General features: G+C 31.4%; 16 protein-coding genes. 4 read left to right on the forward strand and 12 right to left on the reverse strand.

The window, feature by feature from the left end:
* The first annotated feature begins 68 nt into the window (after positions 1–68).
* Positions 69–728: a ferritin family protein gene (locus ABZC13_RS00320; protein WP_372998271.1), complete on the forward strand. Its 660-nt coding sequence runs from the start codon at positions 69–71 to the stop codon at positions 726–728.
* Here the strand turns inward: ABZC13_RS00320 and ABZC13_RS00325 are convergent, their stop codons facing one another.
* The 4 genes from ABZC13_RS00325 to ABZC13_RS00340 form a co-directional block, all read right to left on the reverse strand.
* Positions 729–1,439: an outer membrane protein OmpK gene (locus ABZC13_RS00325; RefSeq protein WP_372998274.1), complete on the reverse strand. Its 711-nt coding sequence runs from the start codon at positions 1,437–1,439 to the stop codon at positions 729–731.
* 291 nt (positions 1,440–1,730) lie between these two features.
* On the reverse strand, positions 1,731–3,239 hold the full coding sequence (locus ABZC13_RS00330; RefSeq protein WP_372998277.1) for an HD domain-containing phosphohydrolase: 1,509 nt from the start codon (positions 3,237–3,239) through the stop codon (positions 1,731–1,733).
* An 87-nt stretch (positions 3,240–3,326) separates the two neighbouring features.
* Positions 3,327–8,630 (reverse strand): PAS domain S-box protein, encoded by a 5,304-nt coding sequence (locus ABZC13_RS00335; RefSeq protein WP_372998280.1) that lies wholly within the window; start codon positions 8,628–8,630, stop codon positions 3,327–3,329.
* A gap of 82 nt (positions 8,631–8,712) precedes the next feature.
* Positions 8,713–8,979 carry an acylphosphatase gene (locus tag ABZC13_RS00340; protein WP_372998283.1) on the reverse strand — a complete coding sequence of 89 codons (267 nt, stop codon included), beginning with the start codon at positions 8,977–8,979 and terminating at the stop codon, positions 8,713–8,715.
* Between the two features lie 29 nt (positions 8,980–9,008).
* Here ABZC13_RS00340 and ABZC13_RS00345 point away from each other — a divergent pair, with 29 nt between their 5' ends.
* Positions 9,009–9,143, forward strand: a complete 135-nt coding sequence (locus ABZC13_RS00345) for a hypothetical protein (protein WP_372998286.1) — start codon at positions 9,009–9,011, stop codon at positions 9,141–9,143.
* Between the two features lie 7 nt (positions 9,144–9,150).
* Here the strand turns inward: ABZC13_RS00345 and ABZC13_RS00350 are convergent, their stop codons facing one another.
* Together ABZC13_RS00350 and ABZC13_RS00355 are read right to left on the reverse strand one after the other, a co-directional pair.
* The gene (locus tag ABZC13_RS00350; RefSeq protein WP_372998288.1) at positions 9,151–9,642 is read right to left on the reverse strand and encodes a nucleoside 2-deoxyribosyltransferase; all 492 of its coding nucleotides are present in this window, start codon (positions 9,640–9,642) and stop codon (positions 9,151–9,153) included.
* A gap of 7 nt (positions 9,643–9,649) precedes the next feature.
* Positions 9,650–10,183 (reverse strand): tetratricopeptide repeat protein, encoded by a 534-nt coding sequence (locus ABZC13_RS00355; protein ID WP_372998291.1) that lies wholly within the window; start codon positions 10,181–10,183, stop codon positions 9,650–9,652.
* A 280-nt stretch (positions 10,184–10,463) separates the two neighbouring features.
* Between ABZC13_RS00355 and ABZC13_RS00360 the strand changes: the two genes are divergently transcribed.
* Both ABZC13_RS00360 and ABZC13_RS00365 read left to right on the forward strand, forming a co-directional pair.
* Entirely contained in the window at positions 10,464–10,883 is a 420-nt protein-coding gene (locus ABZC13_RS00360; protein ID WP_372998294.1) for a very short patch repair endonuclease, read from the forward strand.
* A gap of 128 nt (positions 10,884–11,011) precedes the next feature.
* The gene (locus ABZC13_RS00365; protein ID WP_372998297.1) at positions 11,012–12,265 is read left to right on the forward strand and encodes a DNA cytosine methyltransferase; all 1,254 of its coding nucleotides are present in this window, start codon (positions 11,012–11,014) and stop codon (positions 12,263–12,265) included.
* Here the strand turns inward: ABZC13_RS00365 and ABZC13_RS00370 are convergent.
* Genes ABZC13_RS00370 through ABZC13_RS00395 form a run of 6 tightly spaced genes read right to left on the reverse strand, consistent with a single transcriptional unit; the run spans position 12,258 to position 23,178 of the window.
* Positions 12,258–15,212, reverse strand: a complete 2,955-nt coding sequence (locus ABZC13_RS00370) for an NACHT domain-containing protein (RefSeq protein WP_372998301.1) — start codon at positions 15,210–15,212, stop codon at positions 12,258–12,260. The genes ABZC13_RS00365 and ABZC13_RS00370 overlap by 8 nt on opposite strands.
* Before the next feature lie 12 nt (positions 15,213–15,224).
* Entirely contained in the window at positions 15,225–15,704 is a 480-nt protein-coding gene (locus ABZC13_RS00375) for a hypothetical protein (RefSeq protein ID WP_372998304.1), read from the reverse strand.
* Positions 15,705–15,716: 12 nt separating this feature from the next.
* Positions 15,717–17,597, reverse strand: a complete 1,881-nt coding sequence (locus ABZC13_RS00380; protein ID WP_372998306.1) for an AIPR family protein — start codon at positions 17,595–17,597, stop codon at positions 15,717–15,719.
* On the reverse strand, positions 17,590–18,567 hold the full coding sequence (locus ABZC13_RS00385) for a PD-(D/E)XK motif protein (RefSeq protein WP_372998309.1): 978 nt from the start codon (positions 18,565–18,567) through the stop codon (positions 17,590–17,592). The genes ABZC13_RS00380 and ABZC13_RS00385 overlap by 8 nt, the downstream gene beginning before the upstream one ends.
* Entirely contained in the window at positions 18,564–21,683 is a 3,120-nt protein-coding gene (locus tag ABZC13_RS00390) for a Z1 domain-containing protein (RefSeq protein ID WP_372998312.1), read from the reverse strand. The genes ABZC13_RS00385 and ABZC13_RS00390 overlap by 4 nt, the downstream gene beginning before the upstream one ends.
* On the reverse strand, positions 21,673–23,178 hold the full coding sequence (locus tag ABZC13_RS00395; RefSeq protein WP_372998315.1) for an ATP-binding protein: 1,506 nt from the start codon (positions 23,176–23,178) through the stop codon (positions 21,673–21,675). The genes ABZC13_RS00390 and ABZC13_RS00395 overlap by 11 nt, the downstream gene beginning before the upstream one ends.
* Positions 23,179–23,208 lie beyond the last annotated feature (30 nt).

Raw genomic sequence — 23,208 nt, forward strand, 5'->3', positions numbered from 1 at the left:
AGTTTAATAGTAATATAATGTTACAAAGGATAAAAATTATCCTTTAGATAAATTTAGGAGATTAGAAGATGAGACAGTATGAATCGTATAGATGTGATAAATGTGGAAATATTGTAGAAGTAGGACATGTTGGTGGCGGTGAGCTTCACTGTTGTGGACAAGCTATGGAAATGATTACTGAGAATCTGACTCTAGTAAATTTACTAAAAGCATTTGCAGGTGAATCACAAGCAAGAAACAAGTATGAATATTTTGCTAAAGTAGCACAAAAAGAGGGTTATAGAGATATAGCAGAACATTTTCAAAGAGCTGCAAACAATGAAAAGCAACACGCTAAGATGGAACTTGCATTAGCAAATAGAATGACAAGCGGAACTGAAGATAGTTTTGGAGATACAAAAGCAAATCTTCAAATGGCTATTGATGGTGAGCACTATGAAAACGTAACTATGTATCCTGACTTTGCAGATATTGCAAAAGAAGAGGGATATAAAGAAGCTGCAAAATTATTTAGCGATATCGGCAGTGTTGAAATTGAACATGAGAATATGTTTAAGATGTTATTAGACAGACTTGAAGCGGAAGCTGAGCACGTTAGTGAAGATGAGGAAGAAGAGTGGATCTGTGAAGTGTGTGGACATATTCATAGAGGTAAAAAAGCTCCAAAAACATGTCCTGTTTGTAAACACCCTCAAGAGTATCAGTCAAGATTAAACTCTAAGAAGTAGTTACCAATAGTATTTAATCATTGCTTGAAGAGTGTTTGATTCTACTTTTGAATTGAAGTTTAGGTTTAGTGGCTTTTGCTTATAGTAGTGCCACTCAGCCCCTATGAAAAGATTATCTACCTTTAGCAGTCTTTTCATATCAAATAAAAATTGATTTTGAGACAAGAAATCATACTCTGTCCAGTCAATAAATCCAGCTATATGAAAAATGTTTCCCAAAGTTTTAGTTTTATAATATGGAGATAGCTGATAAGTGTCTTTACCAATATTTTGATATTTCTTATAAAAATTAATACCAAACACATCAAATCCGTAAACAGATAGATCACTTCCAAGACCTATTAAATTTGCATTATAAGTATTGCTAGCGTTGTACTGATATGCAAGATAGACTTGTTTGACAAATGAAAAACGTAGATCATGCGAAGTTAGTTTACTAAGGTTAAGTCTGGGAGCAAACTCTCCATAAGTATCTGTTTTATCATCATGGTACTTAAAGTTGTCATCTGCAACACTATGATCAATAAAACCATAGATATCACCATACTCAAATGAGCTGTAGTGCTCAAGAGTAACAGTTGTCTTCCCACCATTCTTGGTATCATAAACGTAACTATTACCATCAAAAGTTCCACGAAGTAATTGGATATTGGTAGTAGAAAATGCGACAAGATTAGAGAGTAAAAGAGAGAATATAAGTAGTTTTTTCATTGACATTTTGGTCCTTTGTATCAACAAATGGTAACATAATATTGATACAAACTTAATAAAATAGACGGGAGGATCAGCCTCCTCCATCGTTAAACATTATGATTATTCTCACCATTTTAGAAAAACGTTTATTTTGATCAACCTTGGGTGAATGGGTGCTATTGATATCGACACTAATTAAACCATTTAACATTACATATCCTTAGTTGTAAAGCGTTTTAACGCTTAGGCAAAGCAACAAAGACAAATTGTGTAAATCCAATTAGTATCAAGCAAAAAGTGTTCACAAAATTAGTCTTGTAAATCTTTAAAACTGTGAACACTCATATTTTGAAGGTTGTAATATTTGCTATTACAAGAGAGACCGTTTGTGTTAAATAGAGGGATAGAATTAATTTTATCTAAATCAACTTTAAAATCTTTTTCGCTTAAAAGAACAAAGTCGTCTCCAAAGATACGAAAGAGTTGATGGTGTGGATATTCTACTCTAAGATACTCACTAAAGCTGCGGAGAACTGCATCACCCTCATTCCAACCATACTCTTTGTTATATTTAGAAAAGTCTTTCATATAAAGTATGTTTAGGTAAAGATCTTTTTTTGAATCTCTGTTGGATTGTAAAATAAAATCAAGGTAGTAGTTGTTATAAAGATGCGTCAATGGATCTTTATAAAAGTATGCAAAACGCTCATCATCTATAAAAGTATTGGGAAGTTGTTCTGCATTATTTTTAAGGTCAACAGATTTGAAAATCTTTTTAGCACTTTCAATTACTTTTGGATCGTACCAAATATCACTATATTTTTCCAGCTCTTCTATAGCTTGAGCAACGCTCTTCTTCGCTTTATATACTCTTCTGGTAGTCATTGCATCAAATGCATCTGCTACAGCCATAATTCTTGAAGCTAATGGAATCTCATCACCTTTTAATCCTTTAGGATAACCACTTCCATCACAGTGCTCATGATGGGCATGTACGATTCCTGCAAGCTCATGGTACATTGGGATTTCATGAAGTATATTATATCCTGCTGTTACATGGTCTTTTATCAACGAGTATTCATTATCTGTCAACTGATTTGGCTTTAGTAAGATTGCATCCGGTGTTATGATTTTACCAATGTCATGCAGGATTCCTGATTCATAAATCATGATACACTCTTCTGGTGATAGCCCCATCTCTTCGGCAATATCTTTTGAGTACGCAGCAACGCGTTCACTATGACCGCCTGTATAAGTATCTCTTGCTTCTATCATTTTTACAAGAGAATGAATGGCGTGCTGATAGTTTTGTACTTGTTCATGTTGAAGGTTTAAAATAGTCTGTGTTCTCTCTTCAACCATCGCTTCTAGATCAGATTTATACATTTCATTTTCGTGAAATGCCGATAGTTTATCAACTGATTGATTTAGCATTTTTAGTATTTGAGAAAAGTCTATAGGTTTAACTATGTACCCAGTAACTCCAAGTTGAATGGAGTTTGTTAAAAATTCTGAATCAGTGTATGCAGAAACAACAATAATCTCTTGTTTTTCATTAATCTCTTTGATTTTACTTATCATCTCCAGACCATCCATTTTTGGCATCTGAATATCTGTAATCACTATGTCATATTGGTTTTGAGTATATTTTTTAAGACCCTCTTCCCCATCTACAGCTGTGTCAATATTTGTGAAGATTTTATTTAGAAAAGTGGTGATACCATCACGCAATACTTGTTCATCTTCAACATATAATATAGAAAAATGTCCTGCTTTTTCTTTAAGGGAAGCTATTTTTGTTTTTAGCTTATCTTGCATAAGACTAATCTCCTCTTATATTTAGTTAATTATGATTATATTATCATAACTTATATTCATCGAATATAATAAATAACGCAGAAATTATTATTTAAGCAGTCTGACTCTAAAGCAGGTGCCATGTTCCTTGTTTTTAGCTTCAATTACGCCTTTTAGATGATCTTCAATAATCATCTTACTCATATATAGTCCTAACCCTGTTCCTGTTTTTTCATCTTTTGTTGTGAAGTAAGGGTCAAAAATCTTTGGCAGTACAGCTAGGTCTATACCATTTCCATTGTCACAAATCTCTGTATTGACATATTTGTCATCGTCATAAACTTTAATTACTATTGTAGGCTTTTCTATGCCGCTTGATAACATGGAATCTTTTGCATTATTTATAATATTTACAAAAACCTGCATAAGCTCTCTTTGATATGCATCTACTTCAGAGTCTGATTTGAAAGAGGTTTGAAGCTCTATAGAATTATTTACAAGGCTATTGTTAACTATGCTAATAGTCTCTTCTATAATATATTGAAGTTTAACCTTAGTGACTTCTTTATCAGGTTTAAAAAAGTTTCTAAAGTCATCTATGGTTTTTGATAGATGTGAAGTCTGATTGAGAATACTTTGAGAAAACTTTTCAGCTTCTGTAGCATCAAAACTATCTAAAGCAATATCCAATAGTACATTATTCGCAGCCATAGCAATTATACTTATAGGTTGGCGCCATTGGTGAGCTATCATCCCTATCATCTCACCCATAGCCGCATGACGAGACTGCATCATTATGAGATCATCTTTATGTTTTAATTCTGTGACATCTTTTGCTGAAGATATTAATATACGAGTACCCTCATTAGTAGTTTTTAAAGGACCTGAACTAAATGACCAGATAAGTTTTTCACCACTTTTGGTAGTTATCTCAAACTCACCTTCATCTATTTTCTCTGTAATTGCGTAGAGGTTTTTAATGTGTTCTTTTCTATCTCCAGAAGTAGTTGGAGCAACCTTTTCAGTCCACTTATCAATGGTGTTTATCTCTTTATGTTTATAACCAGTTTTTTCTTCCCAAGCTTTGTTTATCATTAAGATATTTCCATTTTCATCATGTATAGCCATCGGGTCTGGTGCATCGTTAAAAATAGTTTCAAGTTCCTTTGTTTTTTCTTCTAACTCTTTTAAGTTATCTTGTCTATCTGTAATGTCTTGATGTGTTATAACAATATTTTTTACTACATTATTACTGTCTTTTAGAGGGTATATTGTTGTGCTAAGCCAACGTTTTCTTCCTTTACCATTTCCTTCAGTCTCCCCAGTAGAATCAAACTCATATGCAGGAACATTGACATGTTCGCCCGTATAAGCTTGGTTTATGTAGTCAATTAAGCCTGTTCTTTTAACTTCTTCACTTGTAAAAATATTAAATTTATTAAGAGTATGACTGGCAGAGAACCCCCAAAGTATTTCGTATGAATGATTAACATCAATTTGCATACCATTTAAATCGTATAACTCTATTGCAGAAGGTGACTGCTGCATCATAAGTCTGAATTTTTCTTCACTTTCATTTAGGGCAGCCTGCATTTTAATGCGTTCGCTTACATCAAGAACAGTAGCTACGACTTGTTTTACATTATTAAAGGTTATTACTTGGAAGATAGTTTGAACATGATATTTTGAGCCATCTTTTCTGCTATGAGTGGTTTCAATATATAATTGCTTTTCATGTTTATTTAAAAGAGGATCTAGAACAACTTTAAGTTTTTCTATAGAATCAACAGCATCTGCTATGTTAACCGGGGTTAATTCTTGCATCTCTTTCATTGTGTACCCAAGTGCAGATAAGCCGGCATGGTTTACATAACTATAGTGGTAATCATCGAGATTAAAAACATGAACTTCATTGACATTTTGATCAAGAACATGGATGAGTTTTTTATTTTCAGTTTCTAAAGATAGTTTTTCTGTAATATCTTCTGCGACACTTAAGATATATGTTTTAGTATCTATTGTAACTATATTAGAGTACATTTTTATAGTCTTTATATCTCCATCTTTAGTGTTGAAGTCATATGTCTCTCCATTTACCGAACCATTTCTTTTGAAGTTCTCTACAAACTTATCTCTGTCTTCCTTTTTATGCCACATATTCAAATCAACGCTGCTTTTACCAATTATATCTTCTCTTTTGTAACCTAATATCTTTTCGTATGTTTCATTGACATCATAAATAATACCTGTCTCAAGACTGCTTATAATAATCAGATTCGGTGTTTTATTAAATGCTTTTTCAAATTTGTCATTAGAAACTATTAGCTCTTGTTCGGCTTGTTTTCGAGCTTCATTATCTATGATTACACCCTCTATCGCTATAACATTGTTATCTTCATCATAGATTCCTAAACCATGTTCCCATACCCACTTAATCTCACCATTTTCTGTAAGCAAACGATACTCAGATTCAAAACTTCCTTTGGCTCTAAGTCCATTTTGTACATCATCCCAAACCTTTTCTCTATCATCAGGGTAGATAATGTCCATAAAACTTATTTTTTTATTATCTATAATGTCAATAGGTCTATATCCGGTAAGCTCCAGGCACCTTTCACTAACAAACTCCATAGTCCATAAGTGATTGTTCTTGCATCTGTATGCCATTCCAGGTAGATTGTCCATAAATGCCGTAAGTTGTCTGTTACTCTCTGCTAAAGTCTTTTCTACTATTATTTTATCTGTAATATCTCTACTTTCTGCTACAAGATACTGAACTACCCCATCTTCATTAACAACAGGTTTTAAGGAAAAGTCAAAATAGTGAAGTTCCCCATCTTTTGAATAGTGTGTAACTTCTCCTTGAATAGTCTCACCTTGAGAAGCTTTTACTATACTCTTCGTGAGCCACTCTTTTAAATCTTTATTGTATTTCCACCAAGGAGTGTCTATAAAAGGTTTTCCAACTACATCAGATTCTTTTGCACCTATGAATTCAAGTGAAACATTATTAGCTGACAATAAAATACCGTCTAGCGATACGATGCCTGCAAACTGAAACGTTTGACTAAATATACTACGAAATTTTGTTTCACTTTTTAGAAGTTCTTCCTCCACTCTTTTTTGCTGTGTTATATCCACAGAGTTTCCAACTAAACCTGATATATTTCCATTAGAGTCCACTAAAGGAGATTTTGTAGTTAAGAGATATACTTGACTTCCATCTGGGTAAGTAACCCATTCAAAGTTAGACTTTGCTTTATTAGCATCGAGCATTTTTTTATCATATCCACGGAAGAGGTCAGCAACCTCTTTTTCAAAAAAATCATAATCATTTTTTCCTATAAGTTCATCTTTTGATTTTCCCATAAACTTTTCAAAAGCGCTGTTACAAGCTATGTAAGTGAGATTAGTATCTTTTACAAAGATCAGGTTATCCACACTATTAATGATATTTCCGTATAGTTCCTTGATCTGTACTATGGTACTCTCATACTCTTTTTCTTTTGTAATATCTGTATGGGAACCTATCATACGTATTGCTTTGTTGTTCTCATCAAATATTGTTTGACCGCGAGAATCTACCCATACCCAGTGACCATCTTTATGTTTTAGTCTGTGAATATTTCTATAATTGTCTGTTTTCCCATCATGAGACATGTGAATATTTGAAAATGCCTGTTCTTTATCATCTGGATGCAAAATACTAGCCCATGCTTCAAATGAATTCTCCATCTCTTCGTCGCTATAGCCGAGCATCTCCTTGAATCTAGGAGAAAAGTAAACTTCATCAGTTGCTAAATCCCAATCCCAGATGCCATCTCTACTTCCTTCAAGTACAAGTTTTAGTTGTTCCTGAGTCTTTTTTTTGTATTCCTCTAGTTGACGATGTTCAGTTACATCAAATATTATCGAGTAGAGTAGAGTCTCATTGTTAAACTCAATTGGACCTGAGTAGACTTCTACATCTCTAATCTCGCCGTTTGCAAGTCTATGTCTAAAGTTAAACTTATCGTGATGTTCTTCTCTAGCTTGTTTTATCTCAAAAGCCACTTCTTCTGCAGTTAAAATATTTATCTCACTTATGTGCATAGAAGTTATCTGCTCGTAGCTATATCCGTAGAACTGGAGAGCTTTTTCATTACAGTCTACTATCTTTCCACTATTGGCATCTATAATAAGTTCAGTAGCTTTGTTACCTTTAAAAAGTGTTCTGTATCTCTCATTACTTTGAGATAGAATCTCTTCAGTTTTTATATTATTAATAGCATATGCTATATCACTCGCAAGTTCATTTAAAAGAGAGATTTCATCTATGTTGTTGAGGTGCTCTTTATGTATAGATATATTCAAGTATCCATAAAGTTTTTTTTCATATTTAAGTTCGATATTAAAAGCGCTCTTTCCATTGTACAAGTTCATTAGTGGACAGTTTGGACAGTTGTTTAGTATATCTTCTATCGAGGAGTAGAACTCATCTGTTTCTTCTGTCTTTTTGACGCAGTGAGGAGTCCAGTTTGATTCTACCTTTTTTTTAAATGAGATGAAGTTTTCAGAATCATCTGAGCCTACGAGTTGGCTGATATTGTTTGCATCATCAAAAGTAATGATCCAGGCATGTCCGTATATATGGCTAGAAGCCAAGATGTCACAACTCTTTTTCAGGAGTGTTTCAATCTCTTTTTCTCTGGTTATTAGTTGATTTACATTTCTAACTAGAGAAAGAATATCGGTTAGATTCTCATTTTTGTGAAAGTAGTTTGATGTTCTTTTGATAGTAAAGTAGACCACTAAAATAAAGAGTAATAAAAGTAAGATGCTGACTTCGACATTTATAAATCTTAGTTTTTCAAAACTAGAGTGAGACTCATTTTTAAATTCAGTAGCTTTATTCTGTGCATAAGTGTATAGCTTCAGTGAAGCTTCTTCTAGTTTTAGAGTATGTTGATGACCTTTTCCCTTGGTAATCGCAATTGCTTCATTTCTGTGTCCATCTTTTGTAAGAGTTATAACTTCGTCGCGTATTGGTTTCCAAGCAGTAAAAAGTTTTTTTGTATTTTGTTGAAGTTTTAAGCCTTCTGCTCCTAATATTTTTTTTTCAATAATACTAAGGTTTTCATATACATGCTTTTCGTTCTCGTCTACTTTTTTTATAAACTTTAGGAGTTCTTGATCAGAAGCGGATAAAACAACATCTTTCATGTCTCTATGAATTTCGTATACACCTAGTTTTACTTTGAGTGCAGAGTTTGAGACTTTTAGTGGATGTTCGTAAAGGTCTGAAGCTGTCTTGTGTATAGTCTCTATCTGGTAGAAACCTACAGTCTTTGAAGCTATCGCCAAAATGGCGATAACGATAAAAGCAAATAAAAGAAGACTTATCTCTTTTTTAATTTGATGGCTTTTTTTCATAAACTACTTCCTAATAAAGAGAAGCTAAAGGTTTCCATCGAAACTTTAGAGCTAGAATTATTATAGCAAATAATATTTGTTTCTATCTTACTTCAAATTTTTCGCTAAAAAGTTCTTCACTTTCTTGCATCTCAACAGCATCTACTTCACTATACTCTGAACCTTGCTTTAGTAAGTTTATGAAGTATTCCAGTTTTGAGCTGTGGCATGTGACTCCGGCTTCTACACTGCCATCAGGCATGTTCCTTACATATCCGCTATATCCGGCATTTAGTGCCTTTTTTTGTACACTTGCTCTGTAATAAACACCTTGTACTTTTCCGGTGATTTTAAATTTATAATTTTTCATACAAATATTATACACATAATTTTATATTTTTGTATTTAAGTCTATTTGATGACATAGCAACTTTACTCGACGATGCAGCTACGATGAGTAAGATAGATGCTAAAAAGACAGCGGGCATTTCAGGAGATGGTAAAATCATAGAAGACTTTGTGAAAGTTTTTTAAAGCTGATTTACTTTTTTGAGATCAGTTTCAATACATCTTCAAACCCACCGTCAACTATCTCGGCTGAACATGCTATCATCAGGTTTATTGGGTAGTCAAAATCTTCTATGATTTTACCTTCACTGTCTGCGTAAAGTCCATCAGCTAATGTAGTCACTTTATCAAAGCTGTCTATGTAAGCTGAGGTGTTTTGCATATAGCCATATACTTTCTTGCCTAAAGCACTGGCAAAACCACACTCCCAAACTGTTCCGCTGTCTGCTTCCTTGCCTCTAAAGGCATTTAGGTTTGCAATAACAATGTCAGCATCTTTGATAAGTTTTACATTTGCATGAAATATATCTTGAGCTATTTTTTGTTTTGCTTGTTTAAAATCTACAACATTATCAAGAGGATATAATCCTTCATGACCATAGAGCTCACATAGTTTAGAGTACCTCTGTCCTATCTCTATAGAGTCTATCTCAAACACATCAGGCCCAGCTATATATATTTTCATGATTTGGCTACTTTATACCTGTTTTTTTTACTCTTTCATAGTTTTGACAAGCACTCATACTTCCGCCATCACAGGCCTTAAAAAACAACTCTTTTGCTTTACTTTTATCTTGCTTTACTCCATCACCTTTGATGTACATTATGCCTAAAGTATTACAGCTATTATGATGATCATTATTACAGGCTTTAGTATAAAACTCAATGGCTTTGCTTTTGTTCAGTTTGACTCCGTCACCGTTAGAGTATAACTTTCCCAGAGTGTTACAACTATATTTATTTCCGCCGTTACAAGCTTTAGTGTATAGGTTGAATGCTTTACTTTTATCTTGTTTTACAACTTCACCGAGATCATATAAAACTGCCATATTGTTACAACTCTTCATATCTCCATCATCACATGCTTTAGTATAAGCTTTTATCTTCTCTTGTGTGCCTTCTTTTGTACCTTGATGTGAATGTCCATTATGCGAGTGTTCATGAACTGCACTGGCAAATAAGTTGATGCTAAATAGTAAGCCTATGCTCATAAATATTTTAATCATTGTTAATCCTAGATTGTTTTTTCGTTTGTGTATTGTATCGAAAGGTATTGTGTTTTGAGGTTTTTAGTATGAATTGAATAATAGTAATTGTTTTTTCGATTGTAAGGTATGGTGGAGCTGTGGAGAACATAAAGAAACCTTAATATAGTGCTTTAGTGAAAGTGGAAATTACAGTTGTACTAAAAACTGTACATATGAAAAAAATGTGCTAGCGTTTGATTCTCAAAAGTTTTAAATACTTTTTTTGATACTATCTTATAAGATATATATTGGATTTAATATGGGTAAAAAACTTAAAAAAACAATATCGCGTTCAGAAAATATGCGAAGGATTAAATCTAAAGATACAAGTATTGAAATAATACTAAGAAAAGAACTATGGAAAAGAGGTCTTCGTTACAGAAAAAATGTAAAAGATATATTCGGAAAGCCTGATATAGTTTTTAAGAGCAAGAAACTTGCTGTTTTTGCTGATTCTGAGTTTTGGCATGGCAAGCAACTTCTTGAGGGAAAATATATACCTAAAACTAATACTGAATTTTGGACAAAAAAAATTACACGGAATATTGAGCGTGATAGAGAGGTAAACAACAAATTGAAAAGTGAGGGATGGACAATACTCCGTTTTTGGGGAATAGATATCAAAAAAAATGTATCTAATTGTGCCAATATAATTGAAAAAACTTTAAACACTCTCTAATGAAAATAGTAATATTCATACTATAATTAAAAGCGTCAATACTTTATTAAAAAACACCATTCCTTACAGGTCGTTTTAAGAGCGACCCTGGTATAATCACATTAAAATTATAGTTAATTGGATTGTATTTGGTTGTATTGGATTTATTCTCTGGCGCCGGTGGTCTATCGGAAGGCTTTTTTAGAACTGGAAGTACGTTTGTTGGACATGTTGAAGCAGATTCACATGCATGCAATACTTTACGTACCAGAACAGCTTATTGGACTTTAAAAAATGAGAATAAACTTGATATTTACTATAATTACCTTTTAAAAAAGATTTCCAGAGAAGAACTTTGGGATCAAGCTAATGTTAAAAACTCCAATGATGTTATAAATTCATTCATTGGTGATGATACTTTTGAAGATATTACAAAAACAGTAAGACAAACTCTGAAAGATAAAAATATAAAAAATGTTGACCTTATTATTGGTGGTCCACCTTGTCAGGCCTATTCATTAGTTGGTAGAGCAAGAATGCAAGATTCTGTTACATGTGATCCCAGAAACTTTCTTTACAAATACTATGTAAGATTTTTGGAAACATTTAAACCAAAAATGTTTATATTTGAAAATGTACCTGGTATGTTAAGTGCAGCAAACGGAAAACACTTTAATGATATTAAAATAGCTATTGAAGACGCCGGTTATCATATAGAAATTAAAGAGCTTATCGCTTCTGACTACGGTGTATTGCAGGATAGAAAAAGAATTATTATTGTTGGCTGGAAGAAGAATAAGAGACGAAAGTATTATCAATATCCTGAGTTTGAAACAATTGAAAAAAAGTACTTAGTTAAAGACGTATTAGAAGATCTGCCAAAAACTAAGCCTGATAGAATGATTGAGGGGAAAGGTAAATACAGAACTGATACGAATCAATATCTTATTGACTCAAATATCAGAGAAGAGGGTTTCGACATTCTTACTCAGCATGAAACCAGAATGCATAATGAAACAGATCTTAAAATTTATAAAGAAGCTATAACTACTTGGAACAAAAATAAAAAACGCCTATGCTATAAAGAGCTAGCCAGCAGAAGACCGGAATTGATAAATCATAAAAATACAACTTCTTTTACAAATAGATTCAATGTTATAAAAGCAGATACTCCAGCATCTCATACTGTTCTTGCTCATATGGCAATGGATGGACACTATTATATTCACCCAGATGTTAAACAGCTTAGATCTTTGTCAGTAAGAGAAGCTGCAAGATTACAGTCATTCCCAGATGATTTTTATTTTGAAGGTTCAAGAAGTGCCCAGTTTAGGCAAATAGGAAATGCTGTTCCACCTAAAATGGCAGAACAAATTGCTAAAAAGATAACAAGTATTATTTAGAGTTATCAACTAAATTTACAACTGTTTCAAGTTCTTTGCACGTTTCATTCTCTTCCATGATTTTTCTCAAATTACTATATTCCGGATTTATATAATATATATCATTTAGCCGTTTTTGCTTAGTTGTTTTTTTGGTTTTAATTAAGACTTTTTGCTTTAAAAGTTTTTCTAAAATTTGTGACACATCTCTCAGCTTTTTATGTGTATCATCTGCAGTTTTTTCTCTAAATGAGCTACCACTCCAGAAATGCTTAATTACTCTTTTTACAGAGTCTCTAATGTTCGTTTCCTTACTTTTTCTTTTCTTTTCTTTTGTTTCAAGCAGCTCAATAATTCCAGAAACATCACAGCTAGAACTATCTATATTCTTAATAGAAATATTTGGAGTGACATTTTCTCTTGATAAAGGGGCTATAAACACAGACTTACTTATATATGTGTTTGAATTAAATTTACATTCTGAAAAATATTCATAATTTTCAAAATGGCAATCTTCAAATTTTAATTCCCTAAAGTCGAATATAAGTTTATCCATATGAATTGCATGTAAGTTTACAATACATAAGTTCTTTATAATTTTATCTCCTCTCTCATATATTTCTCTAAGCATATTTGTTCTGTCTTCAATAGTATTAAATTCATAAATTGACAATAATAAAATAAAAAGAGAAGAATTTAATCTTACTTTCTTTTCATCACTTATGTTTAAAATATTTATGTTTTCTTCTAAAAATAACCAAATAGATTCTTTTAGAGATTCCTTGTCAATATCGAAAATTCTCTTCTTTAAATATTTAGTAAAACTATTATCATAACTCGTGTATTCAATAATAATCTTTATAATTTCAGTATCCAATTCATTCATATCTTTTTTCTGTAAAAATGCAGATAGGTGTATATTCTTAAAATAATCATTAAAGAAGTCATATCTAAATTTAATTGTTTTTTGTAATGCAGAATAACTTAGAAGAGGATGTGCCTTGAATTTTTCAATAAATGAATAAGAGCTTACTTCACCAAAAATATGGTTTAAATCACTGAGTTGGTCTTCATGTATTGTTCCATTATATTTTAAAGCTATATATATTAATACTTCTAATTGCTTGTCAATTGTCATATTATCAAGTTTGAAAATTTCTCTTTCGCAAACTTTGCCTACTAAATAATCATGTGAAAGTATATTTGGTATTAACATAGCACTATCTAAAACCGAAGAGTGTGTTGTTTCTAATAAATTATCAACTATCATATCTAGTATGTATGGTATATATGTTCTACTCTCCAATGCAAATTCATTAGCTAGAGACATAGCTTTCCTTATTCTTCCTGTATCGTCTTTAAAATTTTGTTTGAAATAATTCTCAGCAAGTACTTTATTGAATGGTTTTAATGCAATTGTTTCTATAGGATAATTTATAGTCTGTTCATCCCAAAAATAATCACGACATGTTATTATTATCTTTGTCTTTTCTAGATTTTCAGAATAATCTTCAAATATTGCTTTTATAAATGATTGTAAGTTGAATTTGCTTCCCATTTTAGATATTACTTCATCTAAACCATCCAATGCAATAATTAAATTTCCACTATCAATTGATACTTCAAGCAGTTTTTTATCAAATTGTTTAGATATATTATGCTTTTCAGCAACAATACGATAAAAATCGAATATATCTTCTACTTTTGAATTTCTCATAATTTCGTTTATAATGTCATGTGAGTTTATAAAAAGGATATTTATAGTATTGTTATTATTATTCTTTTTATATAAATTATCTAAAAAATATTTTACTATCGTTGTTTTCCCAATTCCACCAGCACCCTTAAGTACTATTAATGGTTTGTTTTGAGCTTCATACCATTCACTTAATATAATATCCGCAGTTTTATTTTCTGACTCTACACAATATGGCGATATGAAATTTTTAATATTAAATGACCCTTGATGAAATATATCCGGATCAAATAAGTCTACATATAATTCATTTAAGGCAAATTCCTCTAAAAAAGATACTGATAGATTATTAAAATCACTACTAAACAAGTCATGAATACGTTTTTTATCTATTCTTCCCTTTTTCTTATTCAATTCATCTGTTAAAACAATTATCTTTGATGAATTATCTAATATATTAGTTTCAATTATTTTAGTATATGTCTTATTCTGTGATGTGTACTTTGTGAAATATACAAAGAATATGGTTGGGAAGTATTCTCCTGTAATGCTGAATATTTCATAATCAATACCAATAGTGTGGACATGTTCTTCAGTAAGCTTATTTATTGATGCACTTGGAGCATGCTTTTTCTGAAATAATGTAACTATTTTATTTATACTCGCATCTTTGTGAGGAAAACTACTTTCTTGTCTTTGTATTGCAGTATTTAAAAGGTCTTGAACTTCTTTATGGCAAGCATTACAATTTTCCGGACTAGCATCATTTTTCAATCTACGTATTAGCGTATTCCCTTCTCTAAATGACTCATTTCCATCTAATACAGCTTTTAATTCCAAAAAATATGGTGCATGTATGATTTTAAATATAAGTAATTGTTTATCGTCTATGGTAATCTGTTTAATTTCAAAAAATGTTTCTATACTGATCAAATCATGTGAATCACGATATTGAGGAATGTTTTTAAAAGATTTTCTAAGCTTACTTACAATTTTTACTTTAAAGTCATTAAGATTATTAAATAACTCCAATTTTTCTTCATTCTTGTCTGTAAAGTAATTTTGACATATTTTTGTTTTCTCATCAAATCCTAGAATTAAATATTTTTCATTTTCTGTATTTGTATTAAATAATGCTACAAAATCTTTTAAAAATTCTCCCCATCCCTTTGATAGTGCTATTTCAGAATTATTCCAATACCAAAAAGATTTAAATTCAAGCCATTCAGACTCAGCATCTTTTATCAATGTTTTTATGATCTCTTCTAACATCTTATCTCCACTTTAATATATATTTTTGACACATTTAATCAACTTATTTGAATATGATAAGTTCCAAGCCTGCATTCTGCTATGCCATTTTTTATTTTCTAAAAATTCATCCCATGATAATTCTAATATTTGTTCCAATTCAAAATTATCAGTTAACTTAACAATTACAGCATATTCAAATTTTTGAATAGGAATCTCGCTTGAACCTTGAGCAGGCATGCCATAGAATACACCTGTTGAGCCAGTATTTGTTATGGTCTTTATAGAGTATCTTTCACCTTTCGCACTAATTGCATCTATATTCTCTGTGCTTGGTGGAGCAAATTGTAAATTTGGCAGTGTAGGATTGTTTTTATAATACTGAACTGCTATATATTCCCCAAGTTCTCCAGTAATATTCTTCGTACGAATTATTTCACGTCGTTTTAACTCTTTAATCGATTGGCTATATAGCTCAATAATGTCTGAATCTGATAATTTTGTTATATCCAATATGTTTTCCTATTAATAAGTATATTTTTTTAATATTTTCATGCTATTGGTATTACTCATAAAAGCTACAATTTCTTTGCAGTCTTTAATACTTTTCCAAAGTTCAGGTTTTTTAGAATACTCACCATAATCATCACTTAAAGAGTATTGTTTAATTAAGTCATTCATCAGATACATTAAATCATATAAAAACTGTCCTAAATCATCTTCTAAGCCCTCTTGTCGCCAAACTCTAGACATATCAAAAGGTTTATCTACTTTATCTGTGTATTGGTGTAAAACAGATAAAGAATATGGAATAACGGCAGATCTTATTTGACCAATAGCATTTTTACCTGCACCATGAAGTTTTTCCATTCTTCTAAATAAAATTATTTTAGAAATTATATCTTCATAGTAAAGTCTATCTACTGTTGGTGGAGTAATACCACTTTCTTCATCTGGACTAAGTTGTTCAATAAAATGTCTAAAAATACGTTCTCCACCTTTTTTAACCATATATGGTTCATCACCCCATGCTGAGTAGAATTTTGCCATCTGTTCTTTGGTAAACTTTCGTTCAGGTGGAAATTCTTTTTTCATTTTTGCTTTTTTATTACCTGCTTTTCTCAACATAGTACTAAATTCACCCTTGGAACGCTCAAAGAACCAATTAAAACCGCTTGGAGTAAGTACACTTTCACTTAATATTTTAATTTTAATAAGTTGAGGATTACGAGAACGAAGATCAACTTTTGATACTCTTGACTGAGCATTTGAAAATTCACTGATATTATTAATAAGCTCTTCTAGATCTTTTTCACTAGTTTGTTTAGCAACATTAATTTTTGCCATAACTTGAACTTTACTGACATCTAAACCATCTTTTTTTGAAAAATAAATTGTTGCTGTTGTTTGTCCACCATTTACAATTTGGAAATCAGTCAATGACTCAATATATAATTTTTTCTTTTTGTCATAAGTCTTTACTTCTGTTGCTGTAATAGTTAGACCATTATTATAGGCAATAAATTTCTCTGGTTCTTTGCGTATGGTGTCTTTAATACCTTTATTAACACCTCTAAAATCTAAAAATGAGCGAATATTTTTCTCAAGAAGTCTGCTACTATACTGTTTATATAAATCTGCCAAAACATCAGCTTTAAGAACACATAGATAAGAAGCAAAGCTTTCATTTTCTGCTGCTTTAATAGCTTCAATACTATAATTAAATGTCTTTTCAAAATCTATAGTCAGTACTTCTCGATGTCCCTTGGATACCATAACGTTAAATAAAAAATTCAGATCAATAAGCTTCTTCTGAATAGTTATCGGTTTGTTTATATTTTCTTCTTTATCTCTATAAGTTCTAACTTCTTCTTTTTCCTTAAAATAGATACTTCTTAATTGCGGAGTGTTTCCTTGATTTGAATAAGTTGCTGTTAAAGAAATTAAAAAAATCTCTATTACATCATACTCATGGAAGCTTTCTTTTGATTCTAACTTAGAAGCCAATACTTTTGCTTTATCTGAATCCTGTAATGAATTAAAAAGCTGTCCGTTGAATGCTTTTTTTATTATTTTATCTACTCTTTTAAATTGGCTTTCATAATCAGCTTTTTGCGAGACTAAAAGGTCCTCTTGCTTTGCTGTCTCATCTATACTGCTCTCATCAACTATAAAGAGCTGTAAACGCTCTCCCGAGCCATTAACGGTAAAAGCATTAAGTTTTAAGTTATCGTGCTTATTATCTATATATGCTTCTTCATAATCTTCTGAATCTATTAGCTTGGCGTCCAATAAAGATGGCATGACTTCCAATAATAAGTTTGTTTGATTTGGAAATCCACCTTCATCCCTAGAGTCATCTAATAAATCTGATCGGAAACTTATTCTTTCTTCTATATCAGTCATCAAAAGTCTTTTTAGATGAAATATACTCAGTTAGGTAGTTTAGATGCAAAGTATATTGAACACTTCCTATAGCCTTTGGTGTATTTGTTTTTGTAAGTTTAGGAAAATCTGTATGAGTGCAATTATATACAATCTCTTCAATAGCTTCAAATCTAAAGTTGTCATATTGATAGATACTTCGAGCAGTAATATTTTTTTGAGCTAAAGCAGTTAAAACTATTGAGAAATCTCCTAATTTACTTATGACAATATTTTTAATATCACTAACAAGAGTACTTAATGACTGGCCTTTAGCTGAATGAGTGTCTACAGATAATACCAGTAATTCTAAAGGGATGTCCATTTCTGATTCGAGTTGATGTTCGCTAGATATTTTTACAGATGTTTTAGTCATCTCTTTGGTTTTGACTTCTATATGTTTTTGATCTAATTCAAAATCATGACCTTTATCGTATGGTCCCTTCCATGAATTAAGTAAATCATTTATATGAGTAGAGTGAGAATCTTTGATTAATTCTTTTAAAACAAACAATTCTCCAAAGAGTCCTTTTATAATATCTTGAGATAATTTTTCTGACTTTTTATCATCAAAAAATTCACTCCACTTATAGAACATCTGAATGAAAACTTGTGAGTATTCCTTTACATCTGACATTTGGTAAATATGTTGATAGATTGAAATAATCAAATCATTAAATAAATCTGTAAAGCTTTGGTCAGTTAATTCTAGAACAATATACCCAGTGTCATCAAAGAAACTTAATGATAGGTTCTGTTTAATAGATTTTTGAAAGTCAATATCATGTCCCTTGGGTAGCTCCAAAAGTAAACATCTGTTAAGGGTTGAATTAAAGCCTATATTCATCTCCGGCTTTGCCTCTCCACTATCAATTCTAGTAAACTCAAACTCACTCTTGCCTGAATAGGATAAATTTTTCCATAGTTCTTGTAATCTATCTGTTTGAATCATTCTTCCAGTACCTCTGCGTAATCTTCAAAATTCTCTTCTTCTGTATTATCTTCATTAATATGAAAAGTACTTTCTAAATAGTTTCCACCGATAGCATTGTCCACTTCGGGAATACCAATAGCATATCCAATTAAAGGGACATTTGTATCAATTGAGCTTTTCAAATCATCTAGTCCCGATATATCCCCTTTTTTATCTGTAAATATAGTATTTACATCCATTAGGTATATAACCAACACACCTTCTTCATCCGTCATATTTCTTCGGAATATTTTTTCAGGGGCACCAGTTTTATGAACTCTTTTTTCAATCTCTTCTTTAGATGAATCAGGATATTTTATTTCTAAATTTTTATATAGTTGTTCTTTAAAATCTTTTGTAATAGTATCGACTTGAGACTGTTCCAAGCGTGCTTGCATGTCTTTACCACCACCTAATATATTTGAAGAACCTCCACCAGCTGCGAAAATATGATTGTGACGTAGTTGTTCTTGCCATCTTTTAGAAGTAGCACTTCTTCTAATAGCCTTATTGACTGGAATAGGCAGATTAGATTCTTCTATCGATATAGGCGAACCATTTCCAGAAATTTTTATAATAACAGACCATTTTGTAAGCTTACTCTCCTGTGTACATAGCTTGATATATTCTTCCAATCCAGCAAAATGGTTTGTCTCATCTTTATCAAGAGGATCATAAAAACTATTAGGCAAGTGGAAAAAGTCGAACAGTCTATTGATATTTTCTGGTTGATACTCTAAATAGTCTGGCTTGCCATTTTTATCATTTTTAATCTCAAAGTTTACATCTTTTGATTTCATATGCGTAGTTAGAGCGGACCAAGCTTGCTTTAGTTTCTTGTTATCAATTTTAAATTTTGTAGTCTGAATTAAATGATCAGAATAAGACCAATTTACTTCTTTTGTATTTTTTAATATAGAAGCTCTTGTTATTTTTAGTACACCAGGGTGTTTTAAAACACGTAATGAAAAATTATCAGGTGTATTCGATGGGTCTCTATTCATTTCAATAAATTTTTCTTCTAAATCTTCAATAGTTGCTGTAGTTTGGTCAAACTTATCCAAGCCATCTTGAGTAGTAAATACTTTGCAGCAATCTATATACCCCGGTCTATATCCAAACCAACGCCCCATTTGTAGTAAGGTATCTGAAAAGTTTGTATTTCTAATGAAGTAATTAATAGTTAGTCCTTCAAGAGTAAATCCCCTTGAAAGTCTATTCCCGCCAACGGCAATGTATTTTTTTGCACTATCATCTGGATAAGCTAGAGAATCTTTTGTTTCACTATTTATAGCTTTTACTTCTATATCACTAATAGCTTTATAAAGTAATTCTTCTACTTCTCTATATGTTTTTGAAATTAAAAATTCATCTTCATAATCATCAGGAAGATAGTTCCCGATGCTTTCCATTATATAAGCATAATATTTATTCCAAATAATTTGAAATTCTGGATAAATTCCTTTTTTATCTGATGGAGAGTCATTATTTAAAGAGCTAGTTAGCTCCTTCACATAATCTTGTATATTATTTTTAGTCCGAGTTTGCCAAGTAGTAAATCTCGAAATATGGACAAGCATTGTATTGTGTGGTTGAAACATTTTAGATTGATACATCTCTTTTTCTCTACTTGTGCGTATAGCAGTAGAAATAACAAAACACTTAATTGCATCTTTTAGAGATGGGGGAAGAGCATCTTTTGGAATAATTCCATCTTCACCTTTTGTCGGAGGGAAAGGATCTTCTTTCCTTGCAGCTCTTGTATCAGCATTCTTAAATTCTGCGGGTGACAAGTCATCTTTGTTTAACTGATGTGGAAAAGAATTAAGATAATCATCAATAGCTTGAGGGACTAATGGATCAATCTTTTTTATTTCATCTAATCTAGTTTCAAAAAAATGTTTTGCACCAATATAGTTAACAGGAGGAAAAAGAAGTTCTATAAAGTCTTGAGGGAATAAGCTGCCCTCTAAATCAAATTCTTTAGTTTCACCAGCATCTTTAATAGGCCACTTCTCAGATGGCTTTTTATGTCTATCTTGCAGTACATTACCAAATGGGGTCGCTGTATACCCTAAATAGGTCTTCTTGTTAAATAAGGCTAATAAAGCTCTTATGTGACCATTGATTGTTGAAGCATAGTCTTTTCCTTTATGGCCCATGTTATTTAATGAAGCGTTATCCGCTTCATCATCAATAATCAAAAAAGGAATTTCTATTTTGTCTTTATTTTCATTAAGATAATTATCCAACCATAGGATAAGATTTTTGAGAACACCTGTATTCTTTTTACAAACTAAAATATTTTTATTGTTTAATGAAAAGTCCGCTTCTTTCATACTCTTTTTAAAATCTGTTTTTTCTGAAGTTGGGAGTATTATTTGAGTTACATCTTTATATTCTCCCATTTCTCCAAATGAAGCAATTTCTCCAACACCGATAAAACCATTACTTTCACCTACAACTTCTTTTTCTATCCGTTTTTGAGTCTGTTTTCTTAAATCTTCCATTATTCCTGAAAGAACAATAATTAAACTATATCCAACATCTATCGAACTATTGATAACTGCATTGAAGTTTGCTGTTTTACCTGATTGGACACTACCAACTACAAGGCCTCTTGTGAAAAAATCTTCTTCAGATTGTGGATTTCCAAATTTTTTTACAATTTCTAAACTTGACCGTTTAGTTTCTTCAATATAATCTTTGGGTCTTCCAATACTTCTTAGATAATGAATATAACGTGATCTATATGTATTAGTCTCATCACGTTCCCATCCAAGCTCATTTATCTTAGAATCAGTCAACCATATTTTTTTTCTTGATTCAGATCCAGAAAGGGAAATACTAGGTGTCATACCTGACTGATTACTATGTCTTGACTCTTTAATAGATATTGAATATAGTTTTTCAAATTTCTCTTTAGTTAATGAAGGAATATAACTTGGTAGTTTGTCTAAATCATCTTTGATTTGTTGTTTTAAAGATATAGACTCAAAAAACTCTCTGTTTACAAAGCCTTTTTCCTCTTTTTCTTTATTAAAACTAGCATCGATAAACGTATTCATCAGATCAATATAAACTCTATTTTCCATTTAGTACCTCTAAAATTTTTGTTGGATAGGTATCCACTTTATAACCAAGGTTTGGTAGGATTTCTTTTTTTATGACACTTGGATTTATTCCCGCTTGAATAAGGCCTTTTATTGTTTGTAAAAGTTCTTCCGTAGAGATGTTGTTCTCTTGTTCAATGCCTAAAAATACTTTATCTTCATGGGTTTGCTTAATATTGCTTATTTGCGTATTGACCATTTTTAATAGTACTTTTAGTTTTGCTTGGTTCGAAGATGATAATTCTTCATTAAACTGTTTCAATATTGAAAACTCTGGATTAAGTTCTAATAAAACACCTTTGTTTGATGGATTACGAACAAATAGGCTTTCACTGTTTTCTGATTTTTTAGGAAACTTTTTTATACCTCTGTTGAAAAATTCTTTTTTTGCTTCTTCTTTTAGATCATTAATGTAATCTTCGAATGCATCTTTTAAATCATGTGGAATAATTACTTGTGACTTTGCAACATTTAAATGTAAAAGATGGTCAACCTTATTTCCTATTTCAACACGTAAGCGGGCTAGTTGTAAACGTGGAGCTTTTTTTATTAAACCGTTCCAGCCACCGAATAAAATAATTCTATCTGCTCTATAGATATAAATGCCCTCCATATCTAGAAGACTTCTGTACTTCGTTGTCCATTTAGTATTATTACTTTCCTTGGTCTCTTCTATGCTAGTAGATGGTAAAACAAAACCTTCTAATTTTATGGAATCATTACCAAAGCCTTTTTGTTTGAACTCTACAGAACGGAGATCTTTTTCAGGAAAAGGGTTAAATGCTTGAAGCCGGATATTATTTACTCTTAGCTGTAGATGTTGCTCTTTTGACTCCATAAAACGATGAAATACTAAAGACAAATGATCTGTTGTGACCTCATTAATCTCATCTTTTAAGGCTTTTCTTCTATTTTCTTCTTCTAGGTATTCTTCATACTTGTAGAGACCGTGCCATACAATAATTACATTAGGCTCATAGTTATCAAATTGACTGAAGTTATCGTCACTTTGTACTTTATATTCATTTATAATTTGTTCAATTTCAGCTTGAGTATTGACTATTATTTGCCATTTGTTATCTTTTAAAGCATTTAGATCCCAAGTTCTAGCATGATATTTTTTAGAACCCTTTTTTTTTGCCAATACTGTGAATTTTCTTGTTTGAGAAAAAGATGCTGTTTTCATACCTAAACCAAAACGACCTAAATCATCTGATTTACGAGTAGTGTCTGGAGACGTACTAGGAAAATGCATACTTGCTTTTAAAGCTTCTTCATCCATGCCATCACCATTATCTGTTAAATACAGTATAAATGGTTCTTTGTCTGTTTTTATAAGCACTTCTACTTGATTTGCATTTGCAGATATAGAGTTGTCAATTAAGTCAGCTAACGCTGACTCTAAACTATAGCCTTGTTCAGCAATTGACTTTATTAAGTATTCGGGATTTGGTGTTACATCTTCATAGTTTTTCATTTATTCTTTCATATGTTATGTTTTGTATAT

It is taken from the genome of Sulfurimonas sp., assembly GCF_041563035.1.
Lineage (GTDB): Bacteria > Campylobacterota > Campylobacteria > Campylobacterales > Sulfurimonadaceae > Sulfurimonas.

What these genes read in the sequence shown, in the direction of transcription:
- ABZC13_RS00320 (WP_372998271.1), top strand. Translation starts at nt 69, where the DNA reads ATGAGACAGTATGAATCGTATAGATGTGATAAATGTGGAAATATTGTA.
- ABZC13_RS00325 (WP_372998274.1), bottom strand. Translation starts at nt 1,439, where the DNA reads ATGAAAAAACTACTTATATTCTCTCTTTTACTCTCTAATCTTGTCGCA.
- ABZC13_RS00330 (WP_372998277.1), bottom strand. Translation starts at nt 3,239, where the DNA reads ATGCAAGATAAGCTAAAAACAAAAATAGCTTCCCTTAAAGAAAAAGCA.
- ABZC13_RS00335 (WP_372998280.1), bottom strand. Translation starts at nt 8,630, where the DNA reads ATGAAAAAAAGCCATCAAATTAAAAAAGAGATAAGTCTTCTTTTATTT.
- ABZC13_RS00340 (WP_372998283.1), bottom strand. Translation starts at nt 8,979, where the DNA reads ATGAAAAATTATAAATTTAAAATCACCGGAAAAGTACAAGGTGTTTAT.
- ABZC13_RS00350 (WP_372998288.1), bottom strand. Translation starts at nt 9,642, where the DNA reads ATGAAAATATATATAGCTGGGCCTGATGTGTTTGAGATAGACTCTATA.
- ABZC13_RS00355 (WP_372998291.1), bottom strand. Translation starts at nt 10,183, where the DNA reads ATGATTAAAATATTTATGAGCATAGGCTTACTATTTAGCATCAACTTA.
- ABZC13_RS00360 (WP_372998294.1), top strand. Translation starts at nt 10,464, where the DNA reads ATGGGTAAAAAACTTAAAAAAACAATATCGCGTTCAGAAAATATGCGA.
- ABZC13_RS00370 (WP_372998301.1), bottom strand. Translation starts at nt 15,212, where the DNA reads ATGTTAGAAGAGATCATAAAAACATTGATAAAAGATGCTGAGTCTGAA.
- ABZC13_RS00380 (WP_372998306.1), bottom strand. Translation starts at nt 17,597, where the DNA reads ATGACTGATATAGAAGAAAGAATAAGTTTCCGATCAGATTTATTAGAT.
- ABZC13_RS00385 (WP_372998309.1), bottom strand. Translation starts at nt 18,567, where the DNA reads ATGATTCAAACAGATAGATTACAAGAACTATGGAAAAATTTATCCTAT.
- ABZC13_RS00390 (WP_372998312.1), bottom strand. Translation starts at nt 21,683, where the DNA reads ATGGAAAATAGAGTTTATATTGATCTGATGAATACGTTTATCGATGCT.
- ABZC13_RS00395 (WP_372998315.1), bottom strand. Translation starts at nt 23,178, where the DNA reads ATGAAAAACTATGAAGATGTAACACCAAATCCCGAATACTTAATAAAG.